This is a genomic window from Dactylosporangium sp. CA-139066 (genome assembly GCF_050936175.1).
Taxonomy (GTDB): domain Bacteria; phylum Actinomycetota; class Actinomycetes; order Mycobacteriales; family Micromonosporaceae; genus Dactylosporangium.
Map to the genome: position 1 here is coordinate 2,426,683 of NZ_JBNJNH010000001.1, position 16,280 is coordinate 2,442,962.

The following is a 16,280-nucleotide window of genomic DNA, read 5'->3' on the forward strand; positions in this document are numbered from 1 at the left end:
TGGACCGCTGCTCGGTTCAGGGAGACTCGCTGGTGAGCAGCGCGGTGACTGCCGCCTCGTACTGGTGGCTGCCAAAGCGAAACGGCCCGATGCCGGTGAGGATCGGCCAGTCGTGACCCATCGCTGTCCAGGTGGTCCATCGGTCGCCGTGCTCGATGCGGGCGGACACGACGCCGCAGCCGCCGATGACGCAGTGCGGGCACATGAACAGCGCGACGTGCTCCGCCGGGGTGCTCTCATGCACGTCGGACGGCCCTTGGCCGAGCAGGGCGGAGGTGTGGAACCCGATCAGGCCCGTTCCGATGTGCAGGGTGACCTGAGCAGAAACCCGGGTACGCAAGCCAGGACGCGGTCGAGCAGCAGAACTCCGTCGACAGCCGGCTCCCACACCTCGACGGCCGGCAGGTCCGCGTCCGAGCCTCGCCATCGGCGTGGAGACAGCAGCTGGTGCCTACGCCGAACGTAGCTCAACTGCGAAACCGCCGCGATCACCGAAGCGGTGTCAGCAAGGTTTGTGGGCCGACGAGATGATCCGAGCGACCGATGCCGTCCTTGATGGGTTCGAAGCGGATGTCGCGCGCCTTGTCGACCACAGGTGGGAGGCAGCAACCGATGCAGAAGTTCTCGAGGTAGTCCAGCGCACCGTTCGAGCTCTGAACGCGGTCAACGACCAGTTCCACGGGGCCGCCTACGAGACGGACGAACGAGAGTTGCTCTGCGGGTACATCGATCGTGTACTCGGAGCGGCTGACATCGAGGCCGACGAACTGGCCCGCCGCAACGGCCTCCTCAGCGGCGACATTACCGGTCCATGGCGCGACTGGTAGTCAGGCTCGGTCCTCATGCACGAAGCGCTAGATCAGTTTCTGACTGGTGCCCGCTCATGCCGGTGAGCGGTGAAGCCCGCTACGCACTCATCGATCGTGGTCTGCGCGCCGGATAGGTTCGAGCGACCTGCTGTGGACCGCCGAGCAGCGTCAGACCAAGCCACAGCCGAGGTCTCGACGGTCCGGCTCGAAGGCGATTTCGAGCTGGCACTGCGGTGAGTCGTTCGATCCGTGCAGGGTGAACCGGACTTGCTGGCTGTCGAACCGCTGGTCGGCGCAGAGCAGCGCGGCCAGGCGGTCGGCCGCGACGCTCCACCCGCTGTGGTGCGCTGTACTGGCCGCTGTGAGCGGCTGCGCGCCGCGCGGGTCCCGGAGCGCCGTCGGTATTCCGATCAGCTCGTGTTCCTTCGATGTACCGTGATCGCGTGGTGTCGGAGGTGCGGCGGGCGTTCAACCAGATGATGGCCGGTCAGATCGGGCCGTTTCTGCGCGGGCACGGGTTCCAGGACCAGAAGAAGGGGTGCTTCCTGCGCGTCATCGATGGCGTCGGCGCGGTCTCTCTGTGGTTTCAGAACTCCAATTATCCGGGGCACGCGCCGTACTTCATCAATATCGGCGCGGGCACGGAACGCTGGATTGCGTATTCCGGCGGCGTGGAGGACGGCCTGGGCCAGCTGTCCGGACGCGTCGACCCGCCGCCCGAGCTCGCGTTCGCTCCTGGCGTTGACATGTGGAGCCTACGGACGCCGGAGGCTGCCGTCGAGCACGGCGCTGGGGTATGTCGAACGTTCGACGAGGTGGTGTTCCGCCGGTTGGCGCGGCACCTGGAGTACAACACGGCGCTCGAGGACGCGGCCGGCGGCGGTACGCCCGGCCGGGAACCGCCGCCGCGGTGGAGCGGTGTCGTTAACCGGATGATGTACCCGCAGCACCTCAGCGACTACTTCGCCTGGCTGCGGGCCGGCCGGGCACCCTAGCGCCGTGCACTGCGCTACGGCGTCGCGCGCCATCAGACTCGACTGTCACGACCCGCAGTCCCGGTCCGACTGTCAACGACGACGAAAGGCTCGTGGTGGTGAGAGTGCCGAAGGCAGCGCGCAGCGGTGCGCCAGCCAGCAGCCGGTCGACCACGGCGAGGATGGTGCCCGTAGGTTGGGCAGCTGCGCCCTACCGACCTTGGCCGGTGATCTTGTTTCCGCATCTGCCGCTGCGGGTGCGGGGCCGACAACAGAGGTCGTCGCTGACAGTGACCAGCCTAGTGAAGCCGTTTGCTCACGGATGTGCCGACGAAAGCGCCCTGTCGACGGGGCGGCGGATGCAACTGGTGACAGCGGGGCGGCAGCAATCAGCCGTGGCGGAGGATGCCGTCGTCCTGAAAGACGTCTTCGTAGCTGGGTGCCAGCACAAAGCCCCATCCGGGCGGTAGCCCGAGATAGGCGCCGAGTTCGGGTCGCGCATGCAGGACGTGCCGGGCGTGCTGCGGCTGGAAGAAATCGTCATCGGTCGAGTAGTCGCCTGCATACAGGAACCAGCCGCACGTACCGCCTTCAGCCTGATGCCGCAGACCTCGGATCGGCCAGATACCGGGCTGCATCAGCGAGGCAGAGGCGCCGAGCATCTCGGGTCCCGTGACGAACTGCGGGGCGGCCGCGAACCGTTCGCACAGCGATCGCTGAGCACGACGAACTCCAGCACGACCGCGCCCCCACCACATCCGCGGCAGCGTACTCCGAGCCGACACCGATCGCCCACAGTGTCCGGACATCAGCCGCGATGCGGCGCGACGTGTTGAACAGTCACACTTCGGTACTGGCCTGCCGCCACAGGCGCAAGGCGCGGTGACGTAATGGCTGGGGCAGCTGCGGGTTGCTACGCATCTCGGCGAGCACGTCGAGGAGGCCGGTGCTCGGCCAGCCGGATTCGAGCCACGTGAGGGCTAGGCCCGGCCAGTAGTGGCCCCACGAGGTCAGCGCGAACCGCAGCAGCGCAGGCAGCGGCGTTTCGCTCGTGAAGCCGGTCGAGGACAGTGTGGCGACGACATCGGCCGGCTGACGCTCGAGCAGTGGCAGCAGCCACGCTAGGTGATCGGCGGCGGAGTGGACCGCCCCGTCCGCCGCGCCGTAGATGAGCCATTCGCCTGCGCCGTTCTCGGCGAGCACCAGACCGCGTTCGTTGATCACGATTCGACGGTTCTCGTCGGCCGGATACACGCAGCGGATCCTGTCATGCTGCATGTCGGTCATCGCGCCATCACTTCATGATCTGCCGGTTGCAGGCGGGCGATCTTGGATTACGCACATGCCGCGAGTCGTATGGGGTAGCGGCGGCTGGTCCGGCGTGATCGAATGCCGCGGTGCTCGCTCGTCGCTGGCGCCTCGGCGCCGCCGTCATCTCCGTGGCCGTGACGGGCTGGACCGCCTGGTTCACGGCCGATGTCCTCGGGGAGTGGTTCACCACCGCACTGTTCCTGGCCGCGCCGGCGCTCGTCGCGGTGGCCCTCGCGCCGGCCTGGCGCTCAGGCGCGGCCGTCACCGGCGGGCTGCTGGCCGCGCTGATTGGACTCGCTGTGGCGTCGACGCGGTGGCCGGATGCGCTCCGGCCACCGCAGACCGATTGGCTGCTGCCGTACCTCGCGCTCGCCGTCCTCGCTTGGCTCGCCGCGTTCACCGTGCGCGTCGCAACCGCCGAGCCCGAGCGACGCAAGACCCTGCTGCTGTCCGGCGCGGGCGGAGCCATCGTCCTGCTCTGCCTCGTTGGGATCATCGCAGCCGGCCCCGGCGGTCAGCGCCCCGGCTCGGGCGACATCGACGTAGACCGCCACGACCTGCTGCCCTTCCCGGCGATACTGCACAGCACGCGCATCGTTCTGGACTGCCAGACCGGCACCGGGGTGTGCACCGAGGCCCTCGAGGTCTGGAGCACTGCCGGCCAGCCGCCGGCCGAGATCGCCGAGCTGCTGGCCCAGCACCTGCGCACCAAGGGCTGGCCGATGAGTCCCGCCGCGACGACGGGCCGGCTCACGGGCTGCCTGCCGATCCGGGGCGTCCTGCTCTGGGCCGACCACGCCTGCGCCGAGCTCATACCGTCCACGGATCTGACCTGGCGCGACGACGTCGAGCACCGCGACGACTCGATCGTGCTCATCCTCGCCGACAAGCCCCTTACGGCACCGTGGCGGGCGGCCTGACCGGCCAGCCCCAGCGCGACAGCAGGCCGCATCGCGCGACGGGCCGGTCGATTGAGTGCACGTACATGCCGTCGGTGCTGCTGGGCGGTGGCCAACGCTGGTCACATCGAGTGACGCGACCGGTTCCACCGCGTGCCGCATCATAGGGCGATCGGGCGGTGAGCCAGCGCGGCGTCGACGATCTCTTCTGCGGTCGCGGCCCGCAGTTCAGCCGGCGGGTGGAAGATGAGTCCGCTGGCGCCGGGCATCACGGTGTTGCGCTCGAACGCCTCGATGTACCAGTCGTTGGTCGGGTCGGCAAGGATGCGGCGCACGATCTCGACCAGTTCGTCTCGGGCGACGTCGGGCAGTCGTACTGGCGGCGGCGCGCACGCCCACTCGATCAGTGCTTCCGGGTCCGGCGCCTCGCGGTGGTAGCGGAACTCGTCGAGCCCGAAGCTGTGACCGGTCATCTCGTTGAGCGTCTCGACCGCGGCGGTGGCGTCGCCGCCGCGGTCGACGAGTTCCTCGATCCGCAGTATCGCCTCTGCGATCGCGGCTCGTCGCTCGGGCATGACGGGCCGGCGCACCAGCGCGTCGCGCAGCTCCACGCCGTGGACCCTACCGGGAGTTCGTACGGGACGGGATGGGTGCGGTCGAGCTCTGTTTCAAGCCGGATGGGGCCAAGCGGGCTGCGACCTGTAGTACGGACGCCCGCAACGGTACGCTCCGGTGACCCGGATGGACGCATCAAGCTGCCTGGGGCGTCCGGTGTTGCCGTGACAAGCGCCGCTGCGCAATGGGCTGCCTCGTGGCTCAGTCTCCCGAATCGCCGCCGAAGTGGATGTGCGCGGGTCGGCCGTTGTCGTAGCTGATGATGTATGTACCGACCCAGCGATCCCGTTCATCGACGATGTCGGTGCTCATCCATGCCTGCACCTGGTTCGCCGAAGGCGTCACGGTGCCGAAGGTGTACATCAGGTTGTCGTGGGACAGCGGGGACACCGTCGCGAAGGCCGGCTCGGCGGACACGCCGTTGACCATGTCGATGATGGAGTGGGTTCCCGAGTGCGGCTGCGCCGCGACGAGGGTGTCCAGGTCGGTCGGCACCGGCCTGGACTTGCGCTCCAGCCAGTCCTCAACGATCGCGTCGTACCGCTCGGGGTCGGTGTCGCGTGGGGCGAGGCTCGCCCGGAACTCCGCTTCTGTCATGTCCAGGTCGGGATCCCGGGGCTCGCGGTAGTACTCACCCCGCTCGTAGACCTGTTGCCGCAACTGGTGGAGCGCGGCGTTGACATCGGACTGGTAGTCCACGGTGTACCACCACGCAGACGAACCCATCAGCGCGCTCCTTCCAGAAGCACAACACCGACGATCATTCCACGCGACCGGGCGGCTCGGGCGCGAGCCTAAGATCTGGTGCGCGGACATGCCGCTGGTGGCGCGCGCAACTGGTCGCCGCCCGTCACAGTTGGTAACAGATGTTCGGGCCGTCGAACGAGTCCTGAACTGCCGAGAAGCGGACACCTGATCAGCGGGGCGCATTGGTTCGTCTGAGCGCCGCGGTAGCCCTATCTTCGGGAACTTGGCAGGTGGGTCGACGGTGTCTGCCGAGGATGCCTGTCCAGTGTCAGCGCAGCTGAGGCAGTCTCAACCTGGTCGAGGCCGTGGGTACTTCGGGAGTCGATGGGACCCGTGTCAGTGCGTGGCACACGCGCAGAATGAGCTGCCGTACAGGTAGCCGCGCGGGCCGTCGCAGCGGCACAACTGGCCGCAGTCGACGGGCTCGCTGTGATGCGCGGCGGCCTCAACGGCCTCGTCGTAGTCCTGGCAGCGGCTGGTGCACTTCGCGCTTGGGCGCACGAGGTGGCGCGTCGTCACGTCCTACGCATCCGGGTCCCAGGCGATGAGCTGGTCGAAGATACGTCGGTCGCCGTCGAGCTTCAGGGAGTCCATCGGAATGCGGCCGTAAAAGGCCAGGACCAGCTCACTGGCTGTGCCGCGGGCGGAGGCGTCGGCTGCGGCCGGGTCCTCGCCGGCGGCGGTGGCGGGCATTGTGCCGGGCGCGGAGAGGCGGGCAATCCGTGCGCCGTCACCGGAAAGCCAAAGGCGCCAGGAGCGGCCCTCGGTGGCGTGGTAATCGACGACAGCGGGCTCGTGCGGCCAGGCGACCGTCGTTGCGCAGCAGGTGAACTGAAACTCCTCTACACCGTCGAGTGCCGCCTCGTCCGGCAGCGGCTGCGGGGCGCCCAGGGTGGCCTCGGCGTCGTAGGTATGCACCGCGATCTCGTGGAGCTGGTGCCGGGCGACGGCACCGCAGGTCTGTGGCGATTGCGAATCACCCCACCACGTCCAGCAGCCGCGATCCGGGCCGGCCTCCCGCAGGGCGTCCAGTAGCTCGTGCGTCGATGCGGCCAACCAGGCCAGCAGGGCCTCGCGCTCCCGAGGCGCAGTCGCCTGCCATGCGGACTTGGCCGGGGGAGCGTCGGCAGGCCCTGCGGCGACGATGGCGGCCCACTTGCGGCGCCCCACGCCTAGGTGCTGCGCCAGATCGAACAGCGTCCACTCGGGGCAGGTCGGCACCTGCGCGTCGAGGCTGGACGCGGAGGCGACCGCGGCGCGGAAAGTGGTCGATCGTTCATCGATCAGCTGCAGCAGATCCGCGAACTCCAGGGTCTTTTCCACTCCGGCTGTCTATCACCGTGCTCCGACAACCGGAAAATGACTTTCGTAGCCGACGCAGCAGGGCGCGGCACGCGCCGCGCCCTCGGATGACATGGTGTCCTCATTCCGAACTGCTCAGCGGGCAGAACGCGCTCCCTTTGTCACAGGTCGGTCAGCGACATCCGCCGGTGTGCGGAGGTGGGGCGCGTTCACCATCGAAGCGCTGCACGCCGACCTCGGCGCGCTGTCGGTCCAGGTGAACGACGATGCCGTGCAACGACTCGACGAGATATGGCCGGGACCGGGGAAGCCGCAGACATACGCCTGGTGAAGCGGCGCATGCTTCCACGGTGGGCTGGACAGGCCATGCCTTACACCAGCGACGGCAAAGTGGCAACACGGCGTGCGGTACGCCACCTGGTAGCCACTCTCCATGATCAGGTTCACGGACATGCCGCAGACAACGCGGGCGCAACCTGGGCGAAGCCCGGTCACACCGTGAGACGGGCGGCATGCCGGCCGGTGCGCAACTCTGCCGACGAGCGCTCATGTGATGACGGACCAGGCGGCGTCCGGCAGGTTCGGATCGCAGAGGTTGGGTGCGTCGGCTAGTGTCCCGCCTTCAAGGCATGTCCGATGACCACGCCGCCAGCGGCCGCGAGGGCGAAGCCAGCGAACAGGCCGAAGGTAAACGCAGGCGCTGATATAAAGATCGTAAAGATAGACGAGGCCAAGCCGATCGCGCACAGTCCGCCGCCCAACAGGACCACCCGGCGTCTCGTCATGACATTCAGTTAACCAGGTTACGGTCGGCATTGGCGTCCGGACATGCCACCGTTGGTGCACTGCGGCCGACCAGCCCTCGTCACACTGAGTGAAGCGCCCATTCAAGCGCGTACCGCATCACAGGGCGATTGGGCGGTAGCAGCGTGGCGTCGACGATCTCTTCTGCCGTCGCGTCCCGCACCTCGGGCGGCGGGTGGAAGATGAGTCCGCTCGCGCCGGGCATCACGGTGTTGCGCTCGAACGCCTCGATGTACCAGTCGTCGGTCGGGTCGGCGAGGATGTGGCGCACGATTTCGACCAGCTCGTCTCGGGTGATATCGGGCAGTCGGACTGGCGGCGGCGCACACGCCCACTCGATCAGCGCTTCCCGGCCGGGCGCCCCGCGGTTGTATCGGAAGTTTCCGGTCGTGTTCGTCGCCGGCCGACCGGATGCTTCCCACCGCGTTCGTGACCGCTTGATCGAGTGCACTGTCATGCCGCGTCAGGGGCTCTGGTGTTCATCGTGGCAGGTGTCGCACCGTAGTACATGGCTGCGTTTCCCGTGCCCAGCGCCCGACTCGAGTCGCCGGGCGATCTTGTCCTGCGGGCCGCGGTGGCGGCCTACCTCGGTCGCTACCGCGGCCAAACCCGCCAGCACAGCGAGTCCGACCTACGGGTCTTCCTGCATTGGCGCACTGACCACGACCTCGACCCGCTCGCCGCGATCCGGATCGACATCGAACGGTACGTGCGGTGGCTGCAGGACGTGCGCTGCTACCAGCCGTCGACCGTCTCGCGCCGGTTGTCGATCGTGACCGGCTTCTATCGGGTGTGCGTCATCGACGGCATCCTGCCGCACTCGCCGGCCGACTACGTCCGCCGGCCGACCGTCCCGGCCGAGTCTCCGACCCTGGGCCTCGGGCACCTGCGGTTCGAGGCTCTGATCACCACCGCCCGGCTCTCAGCCAACCCGAACGAATTCGCCCTCATCGCCCTGCTGGGCCTACTCGGCCTGCGGATCTTCGAAGCCTGCGGGTCGAACATCAGCGACCCTGGGGAAGAACACGGCCACCGCGTCCTGCGCGTGCGCGGCAAAGGCGGCAAAGTCGTGCTGATCCCGCTCCCACCCGCGGTCGCCCGGGCCATCGAACGCGCCACCGGCGACCGCACCGACGGACCGATCCTGCGCAACATGCTCGGCAAGCGGATGGACCGCCACTCCGCCTCCCGCCGGCTCCGACACCTGGCCGCGGTCGCCGGCGTGCGCATGCCCAGGATGCACCCGCACATGCTGCACCATACGTTCGTTACGACCATGCTCGACGCCGGAGTCAGCCTCCGCGACGTCCAGATCGCCGCCCGCCACGCCGACCCACGCACCACCATGCGCTACGACCGCGCCCGCAACAACCTCGACCGCCACCCCCCACTACATCCTCGCCGCCTACATGGCCTCCGGAACCTGACCCCCTCGTTGGGTGATTTCTGTCCGTGGGACTGGCGTACGGTGCGCCGGTGGGATTCTTCGGGACGTTCGTACTGGCGCAGTCGGACCGCCTACTTACCGATGAGGAGGCGGTGCTCGGCTTCGGATATCAGCATGAGCATCTGTACGAACTCGGCGAGGGATGGCAACTGCTGGAGACTCGGGGTATTCGGGACCCGCAGGACTTCGCTGCCGCCAGTGAGCAGTTCGTCGCCGCCACCGGTGCCAGCGTGTTGGCCGCGTACGTCAACGACAGCGACTGCATCGGCGTCCACGGGCGGACACCCGGCGGCTGGACCACGTCGTTCCACCTTCCCGTCGACGAGGCGCCGTGCCCGTACCGGCACCGCCCACCACTGGCGCCGCGAACGAGGGAGGCTGTCGCCGCCGATCTCGAGCAGTGGGCGGGTGCCGTCGGGCTGACTGCTGTCCCGGAGCAGGTTCGGGCCATCGCGGCGTACGACTATCGCGGCAATTCCGGCTGGGGCCACGAGCTGCCGCTCGAACTGCTGCCGGCGCTCGGTTTGCCCGAGTCCGCCGAACCAAGCCCAACTATGATCGACCTTGAACAGCTGCCGTGGCGCGCATTCGTCGGTTCCAGCGGCCTGGCACGGCAGGCGTCAGACCGCAGGAGCTACCGCGACAGCCGCAGCGCACCGGACAGCGGCGTCTTCGGCCCGGAGCGAGGATGGGAACGCGCAGCAATCGCGCTTGAGGCCGATATCTGGGCCGCCCGGCATCGCCGGAACGCCGACACCACGACCTTACGAGAAGACGCCGAACGGCTGCTCGATGCCTGCCGAAAAGACGAGAAGGCAGTGGTGTACCGCTGGCGCAGCTGAACTCCCGGCCGTCCTCGACGCCGTTTCCATCCGACGACCCGCAATGCGCCGCTCCGGACAAAAACCTGCGTCACCGAGGAAAGAGGCGGTCCGCCGAAGCCGGGAACCTTCACCTCTACGCAGCTTGGGTGTGTCGGGCGATCATGGCATCCGGACGTGCCGCCGTTGGTGCGCGGTCACCAGGCCGGCGCTCGTCACGGACGGTGACTGGCTCGGCGAGGCAAGGGGCTTCCTGTCCTGCCGAGAAGCGGATGTTGCCGGGCAGTCAGGTGGCAGTCGGGGTGTAACGCCACCCCGTGCAACCAACCTTGGTGTTCCAGCGGGCGCCGGCTCTGTCAGTTTGCTCGGGCCCAACATGTCGAGGGCGGAACCCGCCTGGAACCATCAGAATCATGACGACCTTCCGTCTGCTGCGGCAGACGAATCGCTCCTCGCGATTCGCTCAGGTCACTGTCGAGGTAGCGGCATCGAGCCGGTCCGAGGTCGAGGTGACCGCCATCGCCGCCGACGAACACCGGCGGGAAGCCGAGCTGGGCGCTCGGTGGGCTCTGCGCGGCCTCCCCGCGGCGGCGAAGGTGACCGTGACCGACGTGGTCATCACTAAGGTCGACACCAGCACAGGCGATGTCTACGAGGCAACTGCCCGCGCCGTGTGGCAGGCGCTGCGCGTTGAGCACAGGGCGCCGTACGCGGGCTTCAGCGATCCCGAGATGGTCGCGTCGTGGCTGAAGAACATGGTCGGCCGACGGCTCGACGCCGTGACGGAGGCCCGGCACTGGTACGAGGGACGACGTGAGCCGGACGCCGAGAGTCTGCTGCACGCTTGGCTGTTCTTCGAATACGCGGTGCCGGTCGGTCTGCACGGCCGCGGCGATCAACTCCTGCTCGCGAAGGAGGATCCATACCGGTCCTACGACATGGACGAGTACGGAGAGACCAGGGTCGGTCCGACACAACCTCCGGACGTACTGTCCGGGTTCATCGGGGCCCTGCTCACCGACTGCGCCGTGATCGTCGGGCACGGCGGCGACGCGGTCTGCGCTGGTCTCGTGCTGCGATTCGAGAACAGCGACCTCGTTATCGGCACGCTCGGCGACGAGTGGGTCCTCGGCGTCGGCTCGGTGCCGGCGGCCGCCGCTCACTACTGGGCTGTGCAGCCCTTCTTACGCGGCCGCTGACCGGAGCGGTTGATCCGGCCATCTCGCCAGTAGTCCGGTGCGGCCGGCATGCCACCGCCCAGATCGCAGTAAAGGCCATCCGCTTCTGCCGCCGTTGGTGCGCGGCGGCGGGCGAACGGCCGTCACAGCGGGTGGTGAGCCGAGCAAGGTCGACGGCTTCCGGTCCTGGCGGCCCCGAGGAGCCTCGAGCCGTACCGGATGGTGGCGGCGACAGGTGTGGATGGTGAAGCGAGACGGCAAATGGCCGCGACGCCGGTGAGGAGCACGTACCAAGACGGGTTGCGTGGATGGCGGAAGACGTCGATGAGCCTGGGGACAGCGATGATCCCAGCTGGCGCCGGGCGCGGTTGCTGCGGTGAGGTCAGCCGGTGTGCGGGGTCCTGCCGCCCCGAGGGCGGTGAGCAGGTCGCCCAGGTCTGTCGGCTCCTGAGCGGTCCACACGCGTACCTTCTCGTGCGGCAGCCTGCCGGCGGTCAGCGACCGGCGATGGCCGTCCGCGGTGGCGCGTGTCTGCGGCGGGATCCGGCTGTTTGAAGCCGAACACAGCAATCTATCGAAGTCTGTCGAACAATGCGCGTTTCACGTCCCGCCGAATCGACGTAGTGGGTGGGCGTTGATCGCCGCAGTCCGCCGTCCCGTGGGTCCCGCAACCGTGCAGGTGGCTGCTGGTACTGCCTGCCATGTTGGCAACGGAATGGTGACGGCGGTGATGGGTGTACAGGTCGCGCGGGGCCGGACATTGATGCGTCGCGACGTAACATTTCGGCCATCTTCGATCTTGACAGCCTCTGGGCAGCGTGGTTACCTGCCCGAAGTCTCGGCCGGTGTGCATGTGATCACCGTCCGAATCGGACCACCAGCGCGGAACCAGGGCGGCGTGCCTGGCGCATCTGCGCGGGTCCGAGCTGGGTCCGATGGTGAACGGCATCCGTCCGGGGCCGGCAGCTGCAGCGCTCGTGCGCCACTGGCGGGCACCTGCGGGCCGGCGTCGGCACCACGGGGGAGGAGCGAAAGGATGGCGCTACCCGCACGATCGACGCGCGGGGGAGACAGACAGCCGGGGGCGCTGGGCGACCTCCGACGTCTCGGCGTGCTGGTCGGCGACGGCTCGATGTGTGGCTGCTGGGGGGCGGCGTGAGGGAGGAGCGGCGTGCGCGAGCGAAACACATCGGGCGGCTGATCAGGCAGGCCCGCAAGCGTAAAGGCTGGTCCCAGACTCGGCTCAACCATCGGCTGCGTGAGCTGTGCGAACACTTCGGGTTCGACCCGACGACGTTTGAACACGTCAAGGTCAAGATCAGCCGGTGGGAGAACGGGAAGCGCATTCCGGATCAGCGCAGCCGGCGCCTACTCGCCCTTGCGCTCGGGGTGCAACCCGAGTCCTTGGGCCTGCCCCTCGACCCGCTGGACGACTGGCCGACGTGAACGACCCTGACGGGCTCACGCCCGCGGTTCTGCGACGAGAGGGTCGAGAGCCTCCAGCAGTAGCACCGCGTAGGCGTGCAGCCCGCTCGGCACGTCTTCGTCAAGCTCGACGGCATCGTCCGGCCGCGCGAGCGCGGCCGAGTGCCCGTCGTAACAGCCGGCCACGCCGGATGCCCTGGCGTTGCTCGCGGCGGCCATCACCCGCTCGCGGCCCCGTCGCAACCGTTCGACCAGCTCGTTGTCCACGAGACTGGACGGCAGGTCGACCACCGGCAGCAGCCCGTCCGGATCGGCCAGCAGTACCGAGGGCATGACCGGTGTCATGGGCTCGACGTCCTGCAGCCGGCCGGACATCGTAGCCGCCAGCACCGTGGTGGCGAACGTGGCGTAGCTGGCCGCAGCAACCGCGTATGTGGCGAGGAACTGCTCGGTGACGCTCAGACCGATGTCCGTGTGTTCGTCGGCGACGAGCCGGCGGAACAGCACGGCCGGATCCGTGTCCCGCGTCGCCTCGAAGACCTGGCCGGCCTGCTCCTCGACGAGCAGCGCCTGCCGATACGCCAGCGACCCGGCGTTGCAAGCAAGCCCCAGATCGCGCAGTTGCGCGGCGACCGCGGAGGGCAGCGCGTCGGCTAGCTCATCCTCGATCACGCTGTGCGACTCGCTCATCCACGGGCCCCCTCCCGAGTTGTGCCGCTGGCGGCGAGCCACCCGTTCACCGTTCGGCATGAGCATCGATCGGCAGTTCACTATCTAACGCCAGGTTGGCATGCCGTCAATGCCTGCGCGGGTTCATTCATCCGACCTACCCGGCGACCAAACTGGTTAACTCTGGCCAACTTACGCGCCGCCGCGGAAGCGACGATCCTCGGTGCGTGACCAGCACAGTGTGCCGGCTCGACATCCGTTCGCCGCGGTGGCCGTCTGCATCGACGACGCCTGCACGTGAGCGGCTGCATCGTGCAGGCCGACCCGGCGCGCCCTCGTGGTGTGTGGGCGGCGCTGGCCGCAGGTACCGCGGTTGCGGCGATGACCACTACCGGGCAGCGCCGACGACCTGATCGACACCGTAGCAGCCGCAGATCCGCGGCAGCTATCGCCCTTCGTCCATCACCACCAGGTCCGGCCAGACGACCCGTCGTCGTGCCGGTCTTTCAGCATGCCGCCGGGCCTGGTCCGGCGGCCGGGAGGGACCTTTCTGCATGCGACGTACACCCCTCGCCGCCGCGGCCGCGTCGGCAGCTGCCGTGTTCGCCCTCGCCCCGCCGGCGAGCGCCACTCCGGCGTTCCCGGGCGGCGGCAGCGGCGTCCCCGACAGCGCCCCGGTCACCCTGACTCTCACCCTCGCCGCCGACCCGTCCGCGGTCTCCGCAGCGGCAACCGCCGTATCGAGCCCGGGCAGCCCCACCTTCGGCCAGCACCTCAACCGCAGCCAGATCCGGGACCGCTACGGCGCCGACCCGAGCCAGGTCGCTCGCGTCACCGGCTGGGCGAGCAAGGCCGGCTTCCGCGTACTCGGCCTGGACGACACCCGGTCCCGGCTGACCATCGGCGGCAACGCCCGCCAGGCCCGGGCCGCGTTCGGCGTCCAGCTGCGTGACAGCTCCGTGGCCGGCGTCCGGGTCCGGACCACGGCCACAGCCCCGCGCATCCCGACCACGGTCCGCGGCGACGTCCGCGCGGTGTCCGGGCTGAGCCAGCAGGTGGCCCGGCCGCTCATCGCCCGCCCGGCCGCGGTCCCGAACGCCGACGGGCAGTACTGCTCGGCCTACTGGGCCCAGTACAACAAGGCGTCCGTGCCGCAGCAGTACCCGACCGGCAGGCAGTCGAACGTGCTGTGCGGCTACACCGGGCCGCAGCTGCGCGCCATGTACGGCCTCGGCACCAACGACCGCGGCCAGAACCAGACGGTGGTGGTCGTCGGCGCCTACACCAGCCCGACGGTCCTCGCCGACGCCAACGCGACGTTCGCGCGCAACGGCGTCCCCGCGCTGCCGGCCGACCGCCTCACCGTGAAGCAGTACAACCTGCCCGGCGGCGCCAGCGGCTGCGACCGCGACGCCTGGACCGCCGAGCAGGCCCTGGACGTACAGACCGTGCACACCCTCGCCCCGGACGCGCGGATCGTCTACGTCGCCGCCCCGGACTGCACCCAGCTCGAGGAGGCCGTCGCCGCGGTCATCGCCGACCCGTCCGTCGACGCGACGATCATCTCCGCGTCGTGGGGGATCGTCGGCGAACCCAACGACAGCGCCTACCTGACCGCGACCAACACGATCCTCGCCCGGGCGGCCCTGCTCGGCATCGGCTTCTACGCCGGGTCCGGCGACTACGGCGACAACTCCAACCTCGAGGGAGCCAACGGGCCGACCGCCATGTTCCCCGCGTCGTCGCCGTGGGCGACCGCAGTCGGCGGCACCTCCACCGGCCTCGGCGGCAGCAACCAGATCGTCGTGCAGACCGGCTGGGAGTCCGCGGCCAACGTGCTGTCCGGCGGGACCTGGAAGCGGCTCAACCCGCCCCTGGCCGGCGGCGCCGGCGGCGGCCCGTCGCACTTCTTCGACAAGCCCAGCTGGCAGGCCAACCTCGCCGGCACCAAGCGGACCGTCCCGGACGTGAGTGCGCTCGCCGATCCCTACACCGGCTTCTACGTCGGCTACACCGTCGGCGGGCAGTATCGGGCCGGGCCGATCGGCGGTACCAGCCTGGCCACGCCGATCATCGCCTCGCTCACCGCGGTCGCGCAGGCCCGCACCGGCGGCACCGCCGTCGTCGGCCTCGCCGCCCCCGTGCTGTACGCGAAGACGGCCGCCGGACGGCCGATCGTCACCGACGTCACGCACACGGCGGCCGGGATCTGGACCCCGGCCACCGCGGCCGGGCAGCCGTCCGGCGACTACCTGCTCGACCTCGACGCCGGCGTGCAGAGCCTGAAGACCGGGCCGGGCTACGACCCGGTCACTGGCCTCGGCGCGCCCGGCCCGAGCTACCTGACCGACCTCGTGTCATGACCGAGCCCGCCACGCCGGCCCCGGCCGGCACCACCCAGCGCCGGGCCCTGGCAGGCGTGGCGGGCGCCGTGCTGCTCGCGGCGGTCATGCTCGCCGCCGCGACCTGCCGGGCCCACCCCGGCCGCATCGACGCCCCACCCCCGGGCCCGTCCGCGACCGGCCCGGCCGCGCCAACCAGCGTCCCGGCCACGCGCACCGTCCAGGCGAGCCCGTCGCAGTACCCCGCGGTCCCGGTCGTCCCGGCCGCCGTCCTGCAGGGGCTGCCGGCGGCGACCACCGACACCACCGTCCCCGGCGCGCCCCTCGATACCGACCTGCAGGCCGGTACTGATGGCGCGGTCGTGCACAACGACACCACCGTGGCCGTGTTCGACCGCCCGGGCGGCCGGCCGATCGCCACCCTGCCGCCTGTCCAGGCCGGCAGCCCGACCTGGCTGCCGGTCATCGACCGGCAACCCGGCTGGTTCCGCGTCCTGCTGCCCAGCCGCCCCAACCACGCCACCGGCTGGCTCGACACCACCGGCCTCGAGGTGGCCCGCACGCCGTACCAGGTCCGGGTCAACATCCGCGACACCCGGCTGCAGCTGCACCGCGACGGCGTCCTGATCGGCCAATGGACGGTCGCGGTCGGCGCCCGCGCCACCCCGACCCCGACCGGGCGGACGTTCGTGCTCGCCTCGGTCGTCGACGACAGCCAGCGGATGTCGCCGCTGATCCTGCCGCTCGGCATCCACAGCCCCACCCTGTCGACCTATCACGGCGGCCCGGCCACCACCGCGATCCACTCCTGGCCGAGCCGCAACGTCTACGGCAAGCACGTCAGCAACGGCTGCGTCCGCGTGCCCTTGGACGCGCTGCACGCCCTGGCCGCGGTCCCGCTGGGCACCCTCGTCCAGCTCGACCCCTGAACCCGGCC

At 69.5% G+C, this 16,280-nt stretch carries 16 protein-coding genes and 1 pseudogene; 9 read left to right on the top strand and 8 right to left on the bottom strand.

Translation table 11 applies throughout. The features are described from left to right. Window positions 1-16: 16 nt before the first annotated feature. Window positions 17-340 (bottom strand): hypothetical protein, encoded by a 324-nt coding sequence (locus ACQEVU_RS11115; protein WP_433322641.1) that lies wholly within the window; start codon window positions 338-340, stop codon window positions 17-19. A 172-nt stretch (window positions 341-512) separates the two neighbouring features. Here ACQEVU_RS11115 and ACQEVU_RS11120 point away from each other — a divergent pair, with 172 nt between their 5' ends. Both ACQEVU_RS11120 and ACQEVU_RS11125 read left to right on the top strand, forming a co-directional pair. Further along, window positions 513-827 carry a hypothetical protein gene (locus ACQEVU_RS11120; RefSeq protein WP_433322642.1) on the top strand — a complete coding sequence of 105 codons (315 nt, stop codon included), beginning with the start codon at window positions 513-515 and terminating at the stop codon, window positions 825-827. A 425-nt stretch (window positions 828-1,252) separates the two neighbouring features. Further along, window positions 1,253-1,804, top strand: a complete 552-nt coding sequence (locus tag ACQEVU_RS11125; RefSeq protein WP_433322643.1) for a hypothetical protein — start codon at window positions 1,253-1,255, stop codon at window positions 1,802-1,804. A 368-nt stretch (window positions 1,805-2,172) separates the two neighbouring features. Here ACQEVU_RS11125 and ACQEVU_RS11130 read toward each other — a convergent pair whose 3' ends face one another. Both ACQEVU_RS11130 and ACQEVU_RS11135 read right to left on the bottom strand, forming a co-directional pair. Continuing rightward, window positions 2,173-2,541: an immunity protein Imm33 domain-containing protein gene (locus ACQEVU_RS11130; protein ID WP_433322644.1), complete on the bottom strand. Its 369-nt coding sequence runs from the start codon at window positions 2,539-2,541 to the stop codon at window positions 2,173-2,175. Window positions 2,542-2,623: 82 nt separating this feature from the next. Beyond that, on the bottom strand, window positions 2,624-3,070 hold the full coding sequence (locus ACQEVU_RS11135; RefSeq protein ID WP_433322645.1) for a hypothetical protein: 447 nt from the start codon (window positions 3,068-3,070) through the stop codon (window positions 2,624-2,626). A gap of 110 nt (window positions 3,071-3,180) precedes the next feature. Between ACQEVU_RS11135 and ACQEVU_RS11140 the strand changes: the two genes are divergently transcribed. Beyond that, window positions 3,181-4,014, top strand: a complete 834-nt coding sequence (locus ACQEVU_RS11140) for a hypothetical protein (protein ID WP_433322646.1) — start codon at window positions 3,181-3,183, stop codon at window positions 4,012-4,014. A 140-nt stretch (window positions 4,015-4,154) separates the two neighbouring features. Here the strand turns inward: ACQEVU_RS11140 and ACQEVU_RS11145 are convergent, their stop codons facing one another. The 4 genes from ACQEVU_RS11145 to ACQEVU_RS11160 form a co-directional block, all read right to left on the bottom strand. After that, entirely contained in the window at window positions 4,155-4,604 is a 450-nt protein-coding gene (locus tag ACQEVU_RS11145) for a hypothetical protein (protein ID WP_433322647.1), read from the bottom strand. A gap of 205 nt (window positions 4,605-4,809) precedes the next feature. Continuing rightward, complete coding sequence (locus tag ACQEVU_RS11150) at window positions 4,810-5,334, bottom strand: hypothetical protein (RefSeq protein WP_433322648.1); 525 nt, start codon at window positions 5,332-5,334, stop codon at window positions 4,810-4,812. Window positions 5,335-5,877: 543 nt separating this feature from the next. Then, on the bottom strand, window positions 5,878-6,678 hold the full coding sequence (locus tag ACQEVU_RS11155) for a maleylpyruvate isomerase family mycothiol-dependent enzyme (protein ID WP_433322649.1): 801 nt from the start codon (window positions 6,676-6,678) through the stop codon (window positions 5,878-5,880). 844 nt (window positions 6,679-7,522) lie between these two features. Further along, entirely contained in the window at window positions 7,523-7,918 is a 396-nt protein-coding gene (locus tag ACQEVU_RS11160; RefSeq protein WP_433322650.1) for a hypothetical protein, read from the bottom strand. 51 nt (window positions 7,919-7,969) lie between these two features. Here ACQEVU_RS11160 and ACQEVU_RS11165 point away from each other — a divergent pair. The 4 genes and pseudogenes from ACQEVU_RS11165 to ACQEVU_RS11180 form a co-directional block, all read left to right on the top strand. Next, window positions 7,970-8,767, top strand: a pseudogene (locus ACQEVU_RS11165) (tyrosine-type recombinase/integrase); the annotation flags it as partial. A gap of 170 nt (window positions 8,768-8,937) precedes the next feature. Continuing rightward, entirely contained in the window at window positions 8,938-9,750 is an 813-nt protein-coding gene (locus tag ACQEVU_RS11170; RefSeq protein ID WP_433335370.1) for a hypothetical protein, read from the top strand. 392 nt (window positions 9,751-10,142) lie between these two features. Continuing rightward, window positions 10,143-10,928, top strand: coding sequence for a hypothetical protein (locus ACQEVU_RS11175; protein ID WP_433322652.1), 786 nt, complete (start codon window positions 10,143-10,145; stop codon window positions 10,926-10,928). Between the two features lie 1,134 nt (window positions 10,929-12,062). Then, a complete protein-coding gene (locus ACQEVU_RS11180; RefSeq protein ID WP_433322653.1) occupies window positions 12,063-12,353 on the top strand; it encodes a helix-turn-helix domain-containing protein in 291 nt (96 codons plus the stop codon). Window positions 12,354-12,368: 15 nt separating this feature from the next. On the opposite strand, the gene ACQEVU_RS11185 is transcribed toward ACQEVU_RS11180, so the two are convergent. Then, complete coding sequence (locus ACQEVU_RS11185) at window positions 12,369-13,022, bottom strand: hypothetical protein (RefSeq protein WP_433322654.1); 654 nt, start codon at window positions 13,020-13,022, stop codon at window positions 12,369-12,371. A gap of 533 nt (window positions 13,023-13,555) precedes the next feature. Between ACQEVU_RS11185 and ACQEVU_RS11190 the strand changes: the two genes are divergently transcribed. Both ACQEVU_RS11190 and ACQEVU_RS11195 read left to right on the top strand, forming a co-directional pair. Next, on the top strand, window positions 13,556-15,364 hold the full coding sequence (locus tag ACQEVU_RS11190; protein ID WP_433322655.1) for a S53 family peptidase: 1,809 nt from the start codon (window positions 13,556-13,558) through the stop codon (window positions 15,362-15,364). Beyond that, the gene (locus tag ACQEVU_RS11195) at window positions 15,361-16,272 is read left to right on the top strand and encodes a L,D-transpeptidase (protein WP_433322656.1); all 912 of its coding nucleotides are present in this window, start codon (window positions 15,361-15,363) and stop codon (window positions 16,270-16,272) included. Before ACQEVU_RS11190 ends, ACQEVU_RS11195 begins: the two co-directional genes overlap by 4 nt. Window positions 16,273-16,280: the final 8 nt, after the last annotated feature.